This window comes from Allobosea sp. GW821-FHT10B12, from assembly GCF_059415545.1.
On the sequence record NZ_JBWKNL010000010.1, the window covers coordinates 77,596 to 91,613 of the forward strand.

The 14,018-nt window shown below is 67.6% G+C and carries 12 protein-coding genes; 5 read left to right on the forward strand and 7 right to left on the reverse strand.

The window, feature by feature from the left end; genetic code table 11:
- Positions 1 to 127: 127 nt before the first annotated feature.
- Both AC07O0_RS26010 and AC07O0_RS26015 read right to left on the reverse strand, forming a co-directional pair.
- Positions 128 to 3,556 carry an autotransporter outer membrane beta-barrel domain-containing protein gene (locus tag AC07O0_RS26010; protein WP_494627068.1) on the reverse strand — a complete coding sequence of 1,143 codons (3,429 nt, stop codon included), beginning with the start codon at positions 3,554 to 3,556 and terminating at the stop codon, positions 128 to 130.
- A gap of 199 nt (positions 3,557 to 3,755) precedes the next feature.
- Positions 3,756 to 4,124, reverse strand: coding sequence for a gamma-butyrobetaine hydroxylase family protein (locus tag AC07O0_RS26015; RefSeq protein ID WP_494627070.1), 369 nt, complete (start codon positions 4,122 to 4,124; stop codon positions 3,756 to 3,758).
- Positions 4,125 to 4,292: 168 nt separating this feature from the next.
- On the opposite strand from AC07O0_RS26015, the gene moaA reads away from it, so the two are divergent.
- Positions 4,293 to 5,294 carry a GTP 3',8-cyclase MoaA gene (gene moaA / locus AC07O0_RS26020; protein WP_494627072.1) on the forward strand — a complete coding sequence of 334 codons (1,002 nt, stop codon included), beginning with the start codon at positions 4,293 to 4,295 and terminating at the stop codon, positions 5,292 to 5,294.
- A gap of 24 nt (positions 5,295 to 5,318) precedes the next feature.
- Here moaA and AC07O0_RS26025 read toward each other — a convergent pair whose 3' ends face one another.
- Genes AC07O0_RS26025 through AC07O0_RS26040 form a run of 4 tightly spaced genes read right to left on the reverse strand, consistent with a single transcriptional unit; the run spans position 5,319 to position 7,936 of the window.
- Positions 5,319 to 5,960: a CDP-alcohol phosphatidyltransferase family protein gene (locus AC07O0_RS26025; RefSeq protein ID WP_494627074.1), complete on the reverse strand. Its 642-nt coding sequence runs from the start codon at positions 5,958 to 5,960 to the stop codon at positions 5,319 to 5,321.
- Complete coding sequence (locus tag AC07O0_RS26030) at positions 5,947 to 6,330, reverse strand: hypothetical protein (protein ID WP_494627076.1); 384 nt, start codon at positions 6,328 to 6,330, stop codon at positions 5,947 to 5,949. Before AC07O0_RS26030 ends, AC07O0_RS26025 begins: the two co-directional genes overlap by 14 nt.
- 20 nt (positions 6,331 to 6,350) lie before the next feature.
- Complete coding sequence (locus AC07O0_RS26035) at positions 6,351 to 7,301, reverse strand: phosphatidate cytidylyltransferase (protein ID WP_494627078.1); 951 nt, start codon at positions 7,299 to 7,301, stop codon at positions 6,351 to 6,353.
- On the reverse strand, positions 7,298 to 7,936 hold the full coding sequence (locus tag AC07O0_RS26040; RefSeq protein ID WP_494627080.1) for a lysophospholipid acyltransferase family protein: 639 nt from the start codon (positions 7,934 to 7,936) through the stop codon (positions 7,298 to 7,300). The genes AC07O0_RS26035 and AC07O0_RS26040 overlap by 4 nt, the downstream gene beginning before the upstream one ends.
- A 274-nt stretch (positions 7,937 to 8,210) precedes the next feature.
- Between AC07O0_RS26040 and AC07O0_RS26045 the strand changes: the two genes are divergently transcribed.
- The 4 genes from AC07O0_RS26045 to AC07O0_RS26060 all read left to right on the forward strand — a co-directional run bounded on the left by AC07O0_RS26045 (position 8,211) and on the right by AC07O0_RS26060 (position 12,036).
- Positions 8,211 to 8,567 carry a Crp/Fnr family transcriptional regulator gene (locus AC07O0_RS26045; protein ID WP_494627082.1) on the forward strand — a complete coding sequence of 119 codons (357 nt, stop codon included), beginning with the start codon at positions 8,211 to 8,213 and terminating at the stop codon, positions 8,565 to 8,567.
- A 252-nt stretch (positions 8,568 to 8,819) separates the two neighbouring features.
- Positions 8,820 to 10,001, forward strand: coding sequence for an extracellular solute-binding protein (locus AC07O0_RS26050; RefSeq protein ID WP_494627084.1), 1,182 nt, complete (start codon positions 8,820 to 8,822; stop codon positions 9,999 to 10,001).
- Positions 10,002 to 10,012: 11 nt separating this feature from the next.
- Entirely contained in the window at positions 10,013 to 11,035 is a 1,023-nt protein-coding gene (locus AC07O0_RS26055; protein ID WP_494627086.1) for a Gfo/Idh/MocA family protein, read from the forward strand.
- Complete coding sequence (locus AC07O0_RS26060; RefSeq protein ID WP_494627088.1) at positions 11,032 to 12,036, forward strand: Gfo/Idh/MocA family protein; 1,005 nt, start codon at positions 11,032 to 11,034, stop codon at positions 12,034 to 12,036. The genes AC07O0_RS26055 and AC07O0_RS26060 overlap by 4 nt, the downstream gene beginning before the upstream one ends.
- Here AC07O0_RS26060 and AC07O0_RS26065 read toward each other — a convergent pair whose 3' ends face one another.
- Positions 12,037 to 13,800 (reverse strand): methyl-accepting chemotaxis protein, encoded by a 1,764-nt coding sequence (locus AC07O0_RS26065; RefSeq protein ID WP_494627090.1) that lies wholly within the window; start codon positions 13,798 to 13,800, stop codon positions 12,037 to 12,039. It abuts the gene before it with no gap.
- Between the last annotated feature and the right edge of the window lie 218 nt (positions 13,801 to 14,018).

The following is a 14,018-nucleotide window of genomic DNA, read 5'->3' on the forward strand; positions in this document are numbered from 1 at the left end:
TAAGGATTCGATGCGGATCGGAGCGGATACCGTGAAGCCGGCATCAGGGCCCCGCCTCGCCCTCCCCCGTTGGGCCCGCAGGTGCAGTGCTACCTCTGAACAGATCGCGCTGCGCTCTCCGCAGTCCTCAGAACCTGACGGCGAGGTTGGCCTTGAAGGCGTGGTCCTGGGCGCTTTCGGCGAGCTGGCCGGCATAGGAGGCTCCGAGGGTGACGCCGGCACCGAGCGCAAGGTCGAGCCCGGCCTCGACGAGGGCGGCGTCGCGAGCGATCGGCAGACCGCCAATGGCGAACCTGTTGCCCTCGGCGAAGGCGAGCGTCAGCTTGGGATCGACATCGCCGAAGGCATGGCGCCAGCCGAGGCCGCCGCGCAGGGTCAGGTCCATGCCGGACAGGCGGGCCGTCGTCGCGGCGCGCAGGCCGAGCGTGGCATAGCCGAGGCTCACGTCGTCGCTGCCGCTGGAGAGCGCCGCCGCCCCGCCCCGCTCGGTGAAGCCGTCGCTGCGCAGATTGACATAGGCCAGGCCCGCGAACGGCTCGAAGGCGACCTGCCCGATCTCTATGCGATAGCCGAACTCGCCAAAGGCCTGCACGGTCCCGGCATCGTAATCGGCCCGCAGGAGGTCGCCGAGCCCGGCCGAGACGATGCCACGCCGGGTCGAGAGATCGTGCCAGGTGTAGCTCAGGCCGGTGCGCAGGCTGAGCGCGCCGAACTGCCCGCCGCCATAAAGGCCGAGGTGGTAATTGTCGCTCTCGCCGGAGGAGAGCCGGCCGTTCACCTCGAAGCTGCTGCGGCTATAGCCGGCGACGACGCCCAGGCGCAGATTCTCGAAGACGGCGGCATCGGCGCCGACCAGCAGGCCGCCGGTCGAGCGCGAGAGGCTCGCGGCATTGCCATCGCTGCTGGTGCGGCCCCAGGCGCCATAGCCCTGGCCCCAGGCCGCGAAGCGCTCGGCTGAGGGCGGCCTCGGCATCGGCCCCTTCACGGCGGGGGCGAGGTCGGCGGTAAAACCGTAGTTCAGCGTCGCCATCGGGGCGGCGCCGACCGCGCCGAAGGCCGAGCGCAGGCGGTCGTTGACCGCGGCCCGCAGCAGCCAGCTCTCGTCGACCAGCACGGTGCGGGCCGAGGCATGGATCTCGCCGGCGAGCTGGCCAAGCGCATCGCGCGCCGCATCCACCGTCGGCTTGTTCGTCACCTCGGTCTGCACGGGATTGCCGGCCGGCAGGCTATCGACCGCCTGGCCGACCTGCTGCTCATTGCCGGTATTGCCGATGCTGCCGACCGAGCGGGTCTGGATCACGCTGAGATAGGCGTTGGTCGCGTCGGTGCCGTTGCGCAGGCTGAGGAAGGGGCTGACCACGATGTCGGTGTTGCCGTAAGTGCCGGTCAGCCCGCTCGAGGTCAGGATGGTGTAGCGCTGGCCGGCGACATAGCTCCCGCCGGTGGTGTTCGTGACCGCGATCGTCGCGCCATTGGCCAGTGTCGCCGTGCCCTTCACCTCGATGCGGTCGGAGGTGACGCTGCGCGGATCGATCTCGACCTCGTAAACCGCTCCGGCATTCTGGACATAGGCGCCGCCCACGGTGAGCGTGCCGATCGAGTTGCCGGGGGTGATCCGCCCGCCCGCGGCGACCGTCGTCGCCCCGACCGTGCCCGAGCCGCCGAGCCGGGCGCCGGACGCAACCGTCACCGCCGAACCGGAGAGCGAGCCGTTCACCAGCAGGGTTCCCTCGGCGATCGTCGTCGCGCCGGTGAAGCCCGAGCTGTCGCCGGTCAGGTTCAGCGCGGCGCCGCCGGTCTTGCTGAACGTGCCGGTGCCGCTGATCGCGTTGGCAAAGGTCGCATCGCTCGACTGCGCGATGATCAGCGCGCCATTATTGGTGATCTTGCCGGAGCCGAAGCTCGCGGCCGAGCCGGTCAGCGTGCCGGCGGTGATCTCCGTGCCGCCGGCATAGCTGTTGGCGCCGGTCAAAGTGAGCGACGCCGTCCCGAGCTTGCGCACGCCGCCGCTGCCCGAGATCGCACCGGCGAAGCTGACGTCGTCCGAGCGGTTGAAGGCGAGCGTGCCATTGTTCGCGACATCACCGACGATCGCCCCGGTCGTCCCGCCATTGCCGAGCTGCAAGGTGCCACCGCTGATCGTGGTGCCGCCGGTATAGCTGTTGCTCGCGGTCAGCGTCAGCGTGCCGCTGCCGATCTGCTGCAGGGAGCCGCTGCCGGAGACGATGCCGGCGAAAGTGACGTCATCCGAGCGATTGAAGGCGAGCGTGCCGTTGTTCGCGACGTCGCCCACGATCGACCCCGTCGTGCCGCCATTGCCGAGCTGCAAGGTGCCCGCCGCGATCGTGGTGCCGCCGGCATAGCTGTTGCTGCCGGTCAGCACGAGCGTGCCATTGCCGGTCTTGTTCAGCGCGCCGGCGCCGCTGATCGTGCCCGACCAGGAGAAGTCGGCATCGGTCTGGACGGTGCCGCCCGCCGCATTGATCACGGCGTCGCGGGCCGAGGCGGTGCTCGCCGTGGTCCGCAGCGTGCCGCCGTCGAAGGTGAGCGCACCGCTCGTCGCGCCGAGGCTACCGTCGCTGGCGATCGACAAGGTACCGCCGACCAGCCGCCACGGCGTCACCGCAGTGGTCGTCCCCGTCAGCGTCCAGGTGCTGCTACCGGTCTTCTCGAAACGGTCGAAGTTCTGGTACTGCGCACTGTTGCCGATCGCCGAAGCGTCGAAGCTCGCGTCGGCCGTGCCGCCGAGGCGAAAGACGTCGTTGCTGCCGGCTGCGTTGGCCACGACATTGCCTGTGATCTCCGACCCTGCTTGCAGTTCCAGAGTGAGCTTGCCCGTTGTCGGCGTGACGCCGGCCAGCCACCCAATCGCGTTCTGACCCGTGCCCGCCCGGATCTTGCCGCTGTTGACGATGTCGAGCGAGATTGTCGCGCTGTTGGTCACGATTGCCGCGGCGTTCGTTCCCTCGATCAATCCCGAATTGACGATCAGATTCGAGCCAGCGGTACTGGACCGCACGAGAATGCCGAGACCACCCAATGTCCCGGTCCCGCCTCGAATGGTGCCGTGGTTCGTCAGCGTGACAGCAGCACCGGGACCGCCCAAATCGACGCCTGGACCGCCGTTCCCGGAAGCGGCTGTTCCGCCCTGGACCAGGCCCAAATTCGTTATCGAAGCTCCATTGCGCACTTGCAGCGCGGCGCCTGAAGTCCCGCCATTGGAGCCCTGGAACGTGCCGACCAGCGTCCTGACGGCACCGGCGCCGGAGAACTGGATGCCGCTGTTTGGCGCGCCGAACAGCGTGAACCCTTGGGTGTCGATCGTGATCGGCTTGGTCGGGACTGCCAAGACACCCGACGTGACGAAGCTGCCTGTCAGCAGGATCGTCGAGCTGGGATCACCGTCACCATTCGCCAGAGTGATGGTACCGGATAATTGCCCGAAATTACCTGCGTTATAGGTCTCGGCGGAAGCCGCCCCAAGGTGCGAGCCCAAGGCCAATGCGGCGAGGCTGACAGTACGAAAAAGCTTTCCGCCGGGAGCGGAACCGTTCATGCGAACACTCATCCAATCCCCCGGGTAGCCAGCGCCACCCGAGATGATTCGAACGGCATGCAACCATGCCTAGAACCCGCATGCTAAGGGAATGTTAAGACCTGAGGCAGGAATTGCATCGGGGAGCTGCACCCGGCGCAAGGGCGGGAGGGCCGGGCGGCCGGCGCCGACCTCACGCATCACGGAGGGAGTGCTGCTTTTAGTTTCTGCGCGTGCGCTCCCGCGACAGGCCCTTGGCGGCGAGGTCGTCGAGATAGGCCTGCATCTTCGCCTCGCCGTTGCGGCCGAGCTCACGCAGATAGTCCCAGCCATAGATGCCGGTGTCGTGCATGTCGTCGAAGGTCAGGCGGACGGCGTAGTGGCCGACCGGCTCGACCTTGAGGATCTCGACCTCGCGCTTGCCCGGCACAGTCTGCTTCTGCTCCGGGTTGTGGCCCTGGACCTCCGCCGAAGGGCTTTCGACCCGCAGCAATTCGGCCGGGAGTGCATGGCTCTCGCCGCTCTCGAAGGTGACGTGCAGGGTGCGGCGGTCCTTCGACAGACGGATCTCGCTCGGCCAATCTGACATCTTCGTGTTTCTCCAGAACAGCTTGCGACGATCAGCCGGCTTGACCGCGGGCTTGCCGCCGACAATGCTGCCTTCCTATATCAGAGCAACGGCAGGCGCACTGCGCCGCAAGACCGCGACCGCCCGAGGATTTCAGCCACCGTGCTGCATGACCCCATCAGGCCCTTGATGCGTGCGCCGCTGACCGACCCGTTCGGCCGCGACATCTCCTACTTGCGCATCTCGGTGACGGATCGCTGTGATTTCCGCTGCGTCTACTGCATGTCCGAGGACATGGCCTTCCTGCCGAAGCGCGATCTGCTGACGCTGGAAGAGGTCGACCGCGTCGCCACCGCCTTCGTCTCGCGCGGCACGCGCAAATTGCGCATCACCGGCGGCGAACCGCTGGTCCGGCGCGACATCATGAACCTGTTCCGCTCGCTCTCGCGCCATCTCGCCTCCGGCGCGCTCGACGAGCTGACCGTGACCACCAACGGCTCGCAGCTCGCCCGCTATGCGCAGGAGCTGGCCGATTGCGGCGTGCGCCGTGTCAACGTCTCGATGGACACGCTCGACCCCGAGAAATTCCGCAAGATCACGCGCTGGGGCGATCTCTCCAAGGTGCTCACCGGCATCGAGGCGGCGCGCAAGGCCGGCCTGCGCGTCAAGATCAACGCGGTCGCGCTCAAGGGCGTCAACGAGGACGAGATCGAGGGCCTGATGCAGTGGGCCCATGGGCTCGGCATGGACCTGACCTTGATCGAGGTGATGCCGCTCGGCGATATCGAGCCGGCCAGGCTCGACCAGTTCCTGCCGCTCTCGATGGTGCGAGCCAAGCTGATGGACCGCTATACGCTCGACGACGATCCCTACCGGACCGGCGGGCCGGCTCGCTATGTCCGGGTGCGGGAGACCGGCGGGCTGATCGGCTTCATCACGCCGATGACGCATAATTTCTGCGAGAGCTGCAACCGCGTGCGCCTGACCTGCACCGGCACGCTCTATATGTGCCTCGGCCAGGAGGACGCCGCCGATTTGCGCGCGCCGATCCGCGCCTCGAGCGACGACGCCCTGCTCTACCGGGCGATGGAAGAAGCGATCTCGCGCAAGCCCAAGGGCCACGACTTCGTCATCGACCGGCGCCGGCCCCGCGCCGCAGTCGGCCGGCATATGAGCGTGACGGGCGGCTGAGGCCGACGCGGGCCTCGGGTAAGCTCAGCGGGCCCGCAAGCCGCGCACGATGTTCGCCGCCCGCCTGAGAGCGGTCACGGCAGCGCCGACCGCGATCAGCCAGAGTGCGACGACCAGCACCTCGTTCTGACCGCGCCAGAGCGGCTCCAGCAGGGAAACGAGCGCCGCGGCCGTGATCGTCGCCATGCGGTGCTGCTTGGCCATCGGGCCGGAGAAATCGGCCGGGAGCCCGCAATTGCGGCCGAGCTCGCGGGTATAGGCCGTCAGTACGGCAAAAGCGGCCGCCGCCCAGCCCAGAGCGGGAGCGCCGATCCCGTAACCGACGCCGGCCAGGATCAGGATATCGGCGACCCGATCGGGGAATTCGTTCCAGAACGGCCCGTCGGCAGCCTGCTTGCCGCCTTCGATCGCGACCATGCCGTCGAAGAGATTGCAGAGCAGCCTGAGCTGGCAGAACAGAGCCGCGATAAGGAGCAGCGCGACACGCGGCCCCGGGGCCGCAGTTCCCACGAGCCAGAAGGCAGCCCCGGCGCAGGCCGCCATCACCATGCTCGCCATCGAGATCTGGTTCGGCGTGATGCCGGTCGCGCTCAGCCGGCGCGCAATCGCCCGGGCCCAGCCGGTGTCGCGGCTCGAGAGCGGCCGCCGGTCGTCACTCTGCGCCATGGTTCATCGCCTTCCTGCTGCGCCACAGCGAAAAATTGTAGAGCGCCGCATAGCTGGTCGCGACCGTCAGCGGCACGGCGATCGTCCTGGCGATCTCCGGGGTACCGCCGATCGTGTGGATGATGGTCAGCAGGCTGGCAGATACGGCACAGGCGATCACGGGCGGCGCCAGCAGCGCGGCCAGGCCGGTGAAGCGGCTGGCGAGATACTCGATACCACGTTTCAGCAGCAGGGTTATGAGAGCGGACAGCGTGCCCTGGATCAGCCCGGCGAGAAGCGGCGCCGGCATCGGATGGGCGCGGTTGGCGAACGCCGCCCAGCTGCCCATGGCGAGGAAAGCGAAAGCGACATGGACGATGCTGCTTCGCATCAGGCGCGCCAGCAGCGGGCTCACGTGGTCGACCAGCCGTAACGAACGAGGTGGAAGAAGATCGGGGCGGAGAACACCACCGAATCGAGCCGGTCGAGGAAACCGCCATGTCCGGCGATCAGATGGCCCCAGTCCTTGATGCCGCGATCGCGCTTGATCGCCGACATGACGAGCCCGCCGAAGAAGCCCATCAGCACGATGACCAGCGCCAGGAACGCCGCCTGCAGCGGCGTGAACGGCGTCATCCAGGACAAGGCCGCGCCGACCGCCGTCGCGCTGAGCGCGCCGCCGACGAAGCCCTCGACCGTCTTCGACGGCGACAGCCTGGGCGCGATCTTGGTGCGGCCGAGGAGCTTGCCCCAGACATATTGCAGCACGTCGCTCATTTGCACGACGACGACGAGGAAGGCGATCAGCAGGACGTTGCGGCCCTGAAAACCGGGGATGTCGAGGCTGAGCAGCGCCGGCACATGCGAGATGCAGAAGACACAGATCATCAGCGCCCACTGCACCTCGGCGATGCGCACGAGAAAATGCTCGGTGTCGCCGCGCGCCGCCGCGATGATCGGCATCAGCAGGAAGGCGTAGACGGGGATGAAGATCGAGTAGAGCCCGTACCACTCGGTCCAGATCAGATAGAACTGCACCGGCAGCACGACGAAGAAGCCGGCCGCCAGCGCCCAATGATCGGCGCGGCGCGTGTCGGTCAGCGTGATGAATTCGCGCAGGGCAGCAAACGAGCAGAAGCCGAAGAGCAGCGTCACGCCGGTCTTGCCGCCGATCAGCGCCAGGCCCATCAGCACGATCATGATCCACCAGGCGCGGATGCGATCGTTCAGGTTCTCGACCACGGCGTTCGAGCCATCCGGCGACAGCCGACGCTGCAGCACATAGCCGATCGTGGACGCTGCGATCAGGACGCCGAGCAGGCCGGCCAGCACGGCCACGAGATCGGGATGCGGCATCGTCATGGCGCGCTCGCCTTCGGTGACAAGGCGAGCAGCGCCGCCTCCGCCCTGGTGAGGAATTCCTGCTTCGTCTCGGTGCTGGCGATGGAAAGTGCAGCGCCGAAGGTGACAGTGCAGACCAGCGGCACCGGCACGAACTCGCCCTTCGGCATGACCCGATTGAGATTGTCGATCCAGACCGGCACGAGGGCTACGTTCGACCTTGCCTGCGCCAGATGGAACAGCCCGCTCTTGAACGGCAGCAGCGGCACATCCGTGGTGTTGCGCGTCCCCTCCGGGAAGACGATGAGCGAGGCGCCGACGTCGAGCGCTTCGGTCATCTGGACGATCGGGTCGCTGGTTCGGGTCGCAGGATCGCGGTCGATCAGGACGGCGTTGAAGACATCGCGGCCGATGAAGCGCCGCAGGCTGCTCTTCAGCCAGTAATCGCTGCCGGCGACCGGCCGGGTCGAAAAGCGCAGTCGCCGTGGCAGCACGGTCCAGATCAGGACGAAATCGCCGTGGCTGGCATGGTTGGCGAAATAGACGCGCTGCCCTTCGGTCGGCGCAACGCCGTCCCAGCGCCCGCGCACCGCCGTGATGAAGCGGGCGAAGAACAGGATGAGCGCGCCAGCGAGGCCTGCTCCGATATCGCGCATTCCCCCCACCCGGCTGTCGCCCTTCCGATGACGTAGCGTTCACTGCGAACGCCGTCGATATTGCAGGGGTCTGGGACAAATTCGAAAGCCGGTCGCTGGCGTCCGTTCACCGCCTTTTGGGGGAGCCCCCCAAAGACCTCGTCTTCACCGGCCGCGGCCTGCTGGATCGATTGGAGCGCCCCGGTTCCTGCGCTACAGTGAACCGCCACCGATCAGAGAGCGAGTTCGAGCGATGAACGAGCATTCCGCCGCGGCTAGGCCTGCCCCTGCGCCCATGGATTTCCGCCAGCTCGCTCGCGGCCTGGGAACGGTGATCACCTATTCCGCCGGGGACGTCGTCTTCCGCGAAGGCGACGAACCCGCCTACGCCTATATCGTTCTCACCGGCCGCATCGAAGTCAGCAGCCGCGGGAAACTCATCGAGCAGGTCAATGAGGGACGGGCCTTCGGCATCATTTCGCTGATCGACAGGAAGCCGCGATCCGCCACGGCCAAGGCGATAGCACCGTCCGAGATTGCTCTGGTCGATGCAAAGCAATTCCGGTTCATGGTCGAAACGACGCCGAACTTCGTCTGGTATGTGCTGGCGGAAGTCGTCGACCGGCTGCGAGCGACGAATTCTGCCTTGTGATCGAGGCCCCGGCTCTGCGCGGCCAGCACAGTAAGGTTCAACACCAAGCCCGGTAAACGATCCTCCTGCTCGTTGCGGCCGCCCCGGTTCTGGACCGCTATCGGTCGGCGGGTGCCCAGCCCGTCGAGATCGCGCGTCCCTCACCGTCCCACGCAACCCTCCCCCTGCTTTCGTCGCATCTTGCCGGCCACGCCTTGTGTACTAGTATACATGGCAAGGCCGCAGCAAAGCAGGCCAGCACAGGGAGGTAGCATGACCCATCCGACACGGCGCGGCGTGATCGCCGGCGCTTCCAGCTTCGCCGCGCTCTCCGCCGGCGGGGCCTTCGCCCAGAGCGCACCAGCGAGCCCGGTGATGCTCAACATCATCGACGTCGCCGGCAATCTGCAGCTGACGCAGGCGGCGATCGAGAAATTCGCCAAGGACAATCCGAAGCTGATCTCGCGCCTGAATTTCTCGCGAGCGCCCTCGCCCGAATTGCCGGCCAAGCTCAAGGCGCAGCAGGACGCCAACCGCGTCGACATCGACATGGTGCTGACCGGCCCGGGCGCAATGTCCGACGGCATCCAGCAGGGCCTGTGGGTCGACGTCTGGAAGTCGCACACCGCGAGCCTGCCGAAGGCCGAGGAGACCTATCACGAGCAGGCGCTGATGATGCAGCGCAATTTCGGCCAGAACGAAGGCGTCGCGGTGGTCTATTCGCCATCGGGGCCGCTGTTCGAATATGCGCCCGACCGGTTGAAGACCGTGCCCAAGACGGCCGAGGAGTTCCTCGCCTACGTCAAGCAGAACAAGAACCGCTTCACCTATGCCCGCCCGCTCAATTCCGGCCCCGGCTGGACCTTCCTGCAGGGCCTGCCCTACATCCTCGGCGACAGTGACCCGAGCGATCCGATGAATGGCTGGGCCAAGAGCTGGGCCTATCTCAAGGAGCTCGGGACCGGCATCGACTATTATCCCGGCGGCACCACGCCGACGATGAAGGAGCTCGGCGAAGGCACGCGCGACGTCATCGTCTCGACGCTGGGCTGGGACATCAACCCGCGCGCGCTCGGCATCGTGCCGAAGGAGGCCAAGGTCTTCGTCCTCGCCAACACACACTGGATTCCCGACACCCAGTTCATGTGCATCCCCAAGGGCGTCGCTGCGGCAAAGATCCCGGTGATCCTGGCGCTGATGTCCTACATGCTGAAGCCGGAGGCGCAGGCCGCGACCTATGACAAGGGCTATTTCTATCCGGGCCCGGCGATCAAGGGGGTGACCCTCGCCATGGCCCCGCAGGAGAGCCAGGACGTGATCAAGGAGTTCGGCCGGCCCGAATATGACGGGCTGATCGGCAGCCTGCCGACCCGCCCGCCATTGACGCCCGAGCGCCTGGTCGCCGCCTTCCGGCGCTGGGACCAGGAGATCGGCGTCGGGCACACACCGAAGTAAGCCAGGGCAAGATGCGCTTCGCGGCTATCGGCCTCGACCACCGCCATATCTACCATATGGTCGGCGGTCTCCTCGAAGCCGGCGCGGATTGCGCCGGCTTCGATCCTGCGACCAGCGATCCGCGCGTGCTCGCCGGCTTCCGCGAGCGTTTCCCGCAATTGCGGGAGGCGCAAGCCGACGAGCTGCTCGACGATCCCTCGGTCGACCTCATCGTCTGCGCCGGCATCCCGTCGGAGCGGGCCGCGCTCGCCGTCAGAGCGATGCAGGCAGGCAAGGATGTGATGGTCGACAAGCCGGGCGTCACGACGTTCGAGCAACTGGCCGAGGTCGAGCGGGTCGTCGCTGAGACCGGGCGGATCTTCTCGGTCTGCTTTTCCGAGCGCTTCGTCGTCCCCGCCACCATCGTCGCCGGCAAGCTGATCGCCGACGGCGCGATCGGGCGCGTGATCCAGACGGTCGGCCTGGGGCCGCATCGCCTCAACCGGGCGATCCGCCCGGACTGGTTCTTCGACAAACGCTATTTCGGCGGCATCCTCACCGACATCGCCTCACACCAGATCGACCAGTTCCTGCACTTCACCGGCTCGCAGGATGCCGAGATCGCCAATTCGGGCGTCGGCCATTTCGGCCTGGCCGACCTGCCCGATTTCGAGGATTTCGGCGAGATCCTGCTGCGCAGCGACCGCGCAGGCGGCTATATCCGCGTCGACTGGTTCACCGCCGACGGCCTGCCGAGCTGGGGCGACGGGCGGCTCACCATCCTCGGCACGGAAGGTACAATCGAGCTGCGCAAATATGTCGACATCGCCGGCCGGCCCGGCACCGACCATCTCTTCCTCGTCGACAAGGCCGGCACCCGTCATATCGACGCCTCGCGCGAGCCGCTGACCTATTTTCGCGCCCTGATCGCCGACATCGCCGACCGCAGCGAAACGGCGGCGACGCAGCGCCACATGTTCACCGTCTGCCGGCTTGCTCTGCATGCACAGGACCGGGCGGTGCGCCTGCCGATCAGAGGAACGGACGCAAAGTGACACGCAAGATCGGCATCGCCGTCATCGGGCTGGGGCCGGCCGCCCTGCCCCATTCGCGCAGCCTGGTCGACCTCGCGGAGCGGGTCGATGTCCGGCATGTCGTCAGCCGCTCGCAAGAGCGGCTCGACGCCTATCGCGCCCAGTTCCCCTTCCCCGGCAGCACCGATATCGGCGCGGTGCTCGCCGACGAAAGCGTCGAGGCGGTGATCGTGCTCACGCCGCCATCGAGCCATCGCGATGTCGGGGCGCACTGCCTTGCCGCCGGCAAGCATGTGCTGGTCGAAAAGCCGCTGGAATTGACCGTGGCGCGTGGTGAGGAGCTGGTCGCGGCGGCGCGGGCCTCGGGCAAGGCCTTCGGCGTCGTGCTGCAGCATCGCTTCCGGCCGGCGAGTGTCAGGCTCAAGGCGGCGCTGGACGGTGGCGAGCTCGGCAGCGTCGAGGCAGGCCTGCTGCAGGTGCCATGGTGGCGGCCACAGAGCTACTATGACGAGCCCGGCCGCGGCACGATCGCGCGCGACGGCGGCGGCGTCCTGCTGACGCAGGCAATCCACTCCTTCGATCTGTTCCGCTCGCTGGTCGGCGTCTCCAGGGTCGTCGCCGCTCAGGTACGGACGACTTCGCTGCACAGCATGGAGACCGAGGACTATGTCGGCGCCCTACTGGAGACCGGCAATGGCGCGCCGGCGACGCTGGTGACCACCACCGCCGCCCATCCCGGCCATCCCGAGCGGATCGAGATCATCGGTTCGAAGGGCCACGCCGCGCTGGTCGGCGGACGCCTGCAGCTCTCCTTCCTCGACGGCCGTTCGGAGGTGGTCGAGGCCGAGGGCAACACCGGCAGCGGCGCCAACATCATGGATTTCCCGCACGATGCCCATCGCGCCGTGATCGCCGATTTCCTCGATGCGATCGAAGCCGGGCGCGATCCGGTGGTGAGCGGCGAGGAAGCCCTGACCTCGCAGCGCTGGATCGACGCCATCCTGGCGGCAGGCCGCGGCTGATCAGGCCATGCGATAGGCCATGCGCACGCCGCCCCAATGGCGGCCGGCGACGCGCAGCGGCGCGTCGACCTCGCGCATCAGCTGGACGCCGGCGCTGCCCATGTCGCGCTGATAGGACTGGATGATGAAGGGGCGCGCCGAGCGCGCTGCCGTGATGCCGGCGCGGTCGTCGAAGATGCGGCGGTCGCGGCTGTAGGCGGGGTTCCAATCCGGATCGGCGGGCCGCTGCGGCCGCGAATACTCGGGATGATGCACCGGGACATAGCCGTTGCGGTCGATCGGCAAGGTGAAGACGAGGCGCGGATCGCTCGCCTTGGCCTGCTCCATCACGGATGGCAGGATCGCCTGCAGCACCGACAGCGCCCGATTGGCGAACTGGCGCGGATTGGAGTCCGGCACCGGCACGTAGTCGGTGTCGAACAGATCATCTTCGGTGAGGCGACCGGTGCGCAACGCCGCTTCGAACAGAGCCGCGACGCGGTGTGCGAATTCCTGCGCCTGCTCGATCAGCGGGCGGTAGCTCTCCTCGATCTCGGCGAGGCGCCGGTGCAGCGCCGCATGCGCTTCGTCCTCGCCGCGCTCGAAGGCGATATGGAGGCCGAGATCACTGCGCGCCATCACCCGGCACGGCAATGGCGACAGGTTCTCGATCGTGATCGTACCGCGCGCCCGCGGCTTCAGCTCGCCATCGTCGACCGACAGCAAGGCGCCGCCGAAGCCGAGATCGATCGTCTGCCCGGTGACGGTGCGTCCGCCGAATGCGAGCCTGACCGGGCACTCGGCCGGGAAACGGTCATGCTGGCGCCGGTCGGCGAAGACGGTGTGGCGCAGCGTCGGCACGAAGCGCTCGAGCAGCCCCTCCGCCTGGCGCGCGCCTTCGGCGAGCGCACGCCGGGCGTCGACATTCTCCTGCGCCGCGGAGAGCGCGACCCGATCGACCTCGGTGACGCGTTCGCGCACGGTCTCGATGAAGCGGGCGGTCGCCTCGGCACTGCGCGACAGTTCCGCGGCAGCCGCCGCCTGCTCCTGCGAGGCCTCGCCCACGGTCGCCATGACCGGATTGACCTCGCCGACAAGGCGGAAGGCGTCGCTGACCACAGCGGCCGAGCCTTGCGCCGCCTGGTTCAGCCGGTCGACCTGATTGCGGATATGATCGGCCGCCTCGCGCACGCCGAGCGAGAGCGACTTCACTTCCTGAGCGACAACGCCGAAGCCCTTGCCGGCCTCGCCAGCGCGCGCCGCCTCGATGGTGGCATTGAGGGCGAGCAGATTGGTCTGGCGGGCGATCTCGGCGATGGCGTCGACGATCGAGCGGATCTCGCTGGTCGCGGCCGCGAGCCCGTTGATCATCGCCGTGGCCTCCGCGGCGCGCTCGGCGGCGTTGTCGAGCATGTCGCGGGCGCCGGACATGGCGGCACCGACGCGCTCGGCCGCCTCCGACACCTGCAGGGTCGCAGTTGCCAACGCCGACGAATTATCGCTTGCCTGCAGGGCAGCATCACGCAGCTCCGCCATGCCGCCGCGAATCTCGCGCGAGCGGATTTCGGAACGCTCGGAGCAATCCTCCGCCTGATCGAGCCCGTCATTGAGACGGCGCATCGCGGCGACGACGTCGCTCTCCAGCTCGTTGATCGCCTCGCTGATCGACGTCTCGGCAGGAGCAGGCTGCGGCGCTCGAGACGTCTCCGCCACGGCTTGCGGCGCAACCGTCGCGGCAGCGGGGCCGGCGCGGCCCAACAGGCGCCAGACGGAGCGAGCAAGCATAGGCATTCCCGGAGGGACGAGGCAGGTGGATGAACCATGCGCCGACAGGGTTAACAAAAGCCTGAGCCCCCCGGCTGAAAGCTTGCTTCCGCCTGCAGCCGGTCCACCGTCCCTGCCTGCCGCGCAACTGCGTTCATCCACCAGGCGGGATGGACCCACCGCACCCGCCCGCCTAGATTGCAGGCAGATCCGACCGGCAAGCGAAGCCGGTTCCGCCA

Excerpts from the sequence above, each read along its gene's own strand:
- AC07O0_RS26010 (WP_494627068.1), bottom strand. The coding sequence starts at position 3,556 with ATGAACGGTTCCGCTCCCGGCGGAAAGCTTTTTCGTACTGTCAGCCTC.
- AC07O0_RS26015 (WP_494627070.1), bottom strand. The coding sequence starts at position 4,124 with ATGTCAGATTGGCCGAGCGAGATCCGTCTGTCGAAGGACCGCCGCACC.
- moaA (WP_494627072.1), top strand. The coding sequence starts at position 4,293 with ATGCGTGCGCCGCTGACCGACCCGTTCGGCCGCGACATCTCCTACTTG.
- AC07O0_RS26025 (WP_494627074.1), bottom strand. The coding sequence starts at position 5,960 with ATGGCGCAGAGTGACGACCGGCGGCCGCTCTCGAGCCGCGACACCGGC.
- AC07O0_RS26030 (WP_494627076.1), bottom strand. The coding sequence starts at position 6,330 with ATGCGAAGCAGCATCGTCCATGTCGCTTTCGCTTTCCTCGCCATGGGC.
- AC07O0_RS26035 (WP_494627078.1), bottom strand. The coding sequence starts at position 7,301 with ATGACGATGCCGCATCCCGATCTCGTGGCCGTGCTGGCCGGCCTGCTC.
- AC07O0_RS26040 (WP_494627080.1), bottom strand. The coding sequence starts at position 7,936 with ATGCGCGATATCGGAGCAGGCCTCGCTGGCGCGCTCATCCTGTTCTTC.
- AC07O0_RS26045 (WP_494627082.1), top strand. The coding sequence starts at position 8,211 with ATGGATTTCCGCCAGCTCGCTCGCGGCCTGGGAACGGTGATCACCTAT.
- AC07O0_RS26050 (WP_494627084.1), top strand. The coding sequence starts at position 8,820 with ATGACCCATCCGACACGGCGCGGCGTGATCGCCGGCGCTTCCAGCTTC.
- AC07O0_RS26055 (WP_494627086.1), top strand. The coding sequence starts at position 10,013 with ATGCGCTTCGCGGCTATCGGCCTCGACCACCGCCATATCTACCATATG.
- AC07O0_RS26065 (WP_494627090.1), bottom strand. The coding sequence starts at position 13,800 with ATGCTTGCTCGCTCCGTCTGGCGCCTGTTGGGCCGCGCCGGCCCCGCT.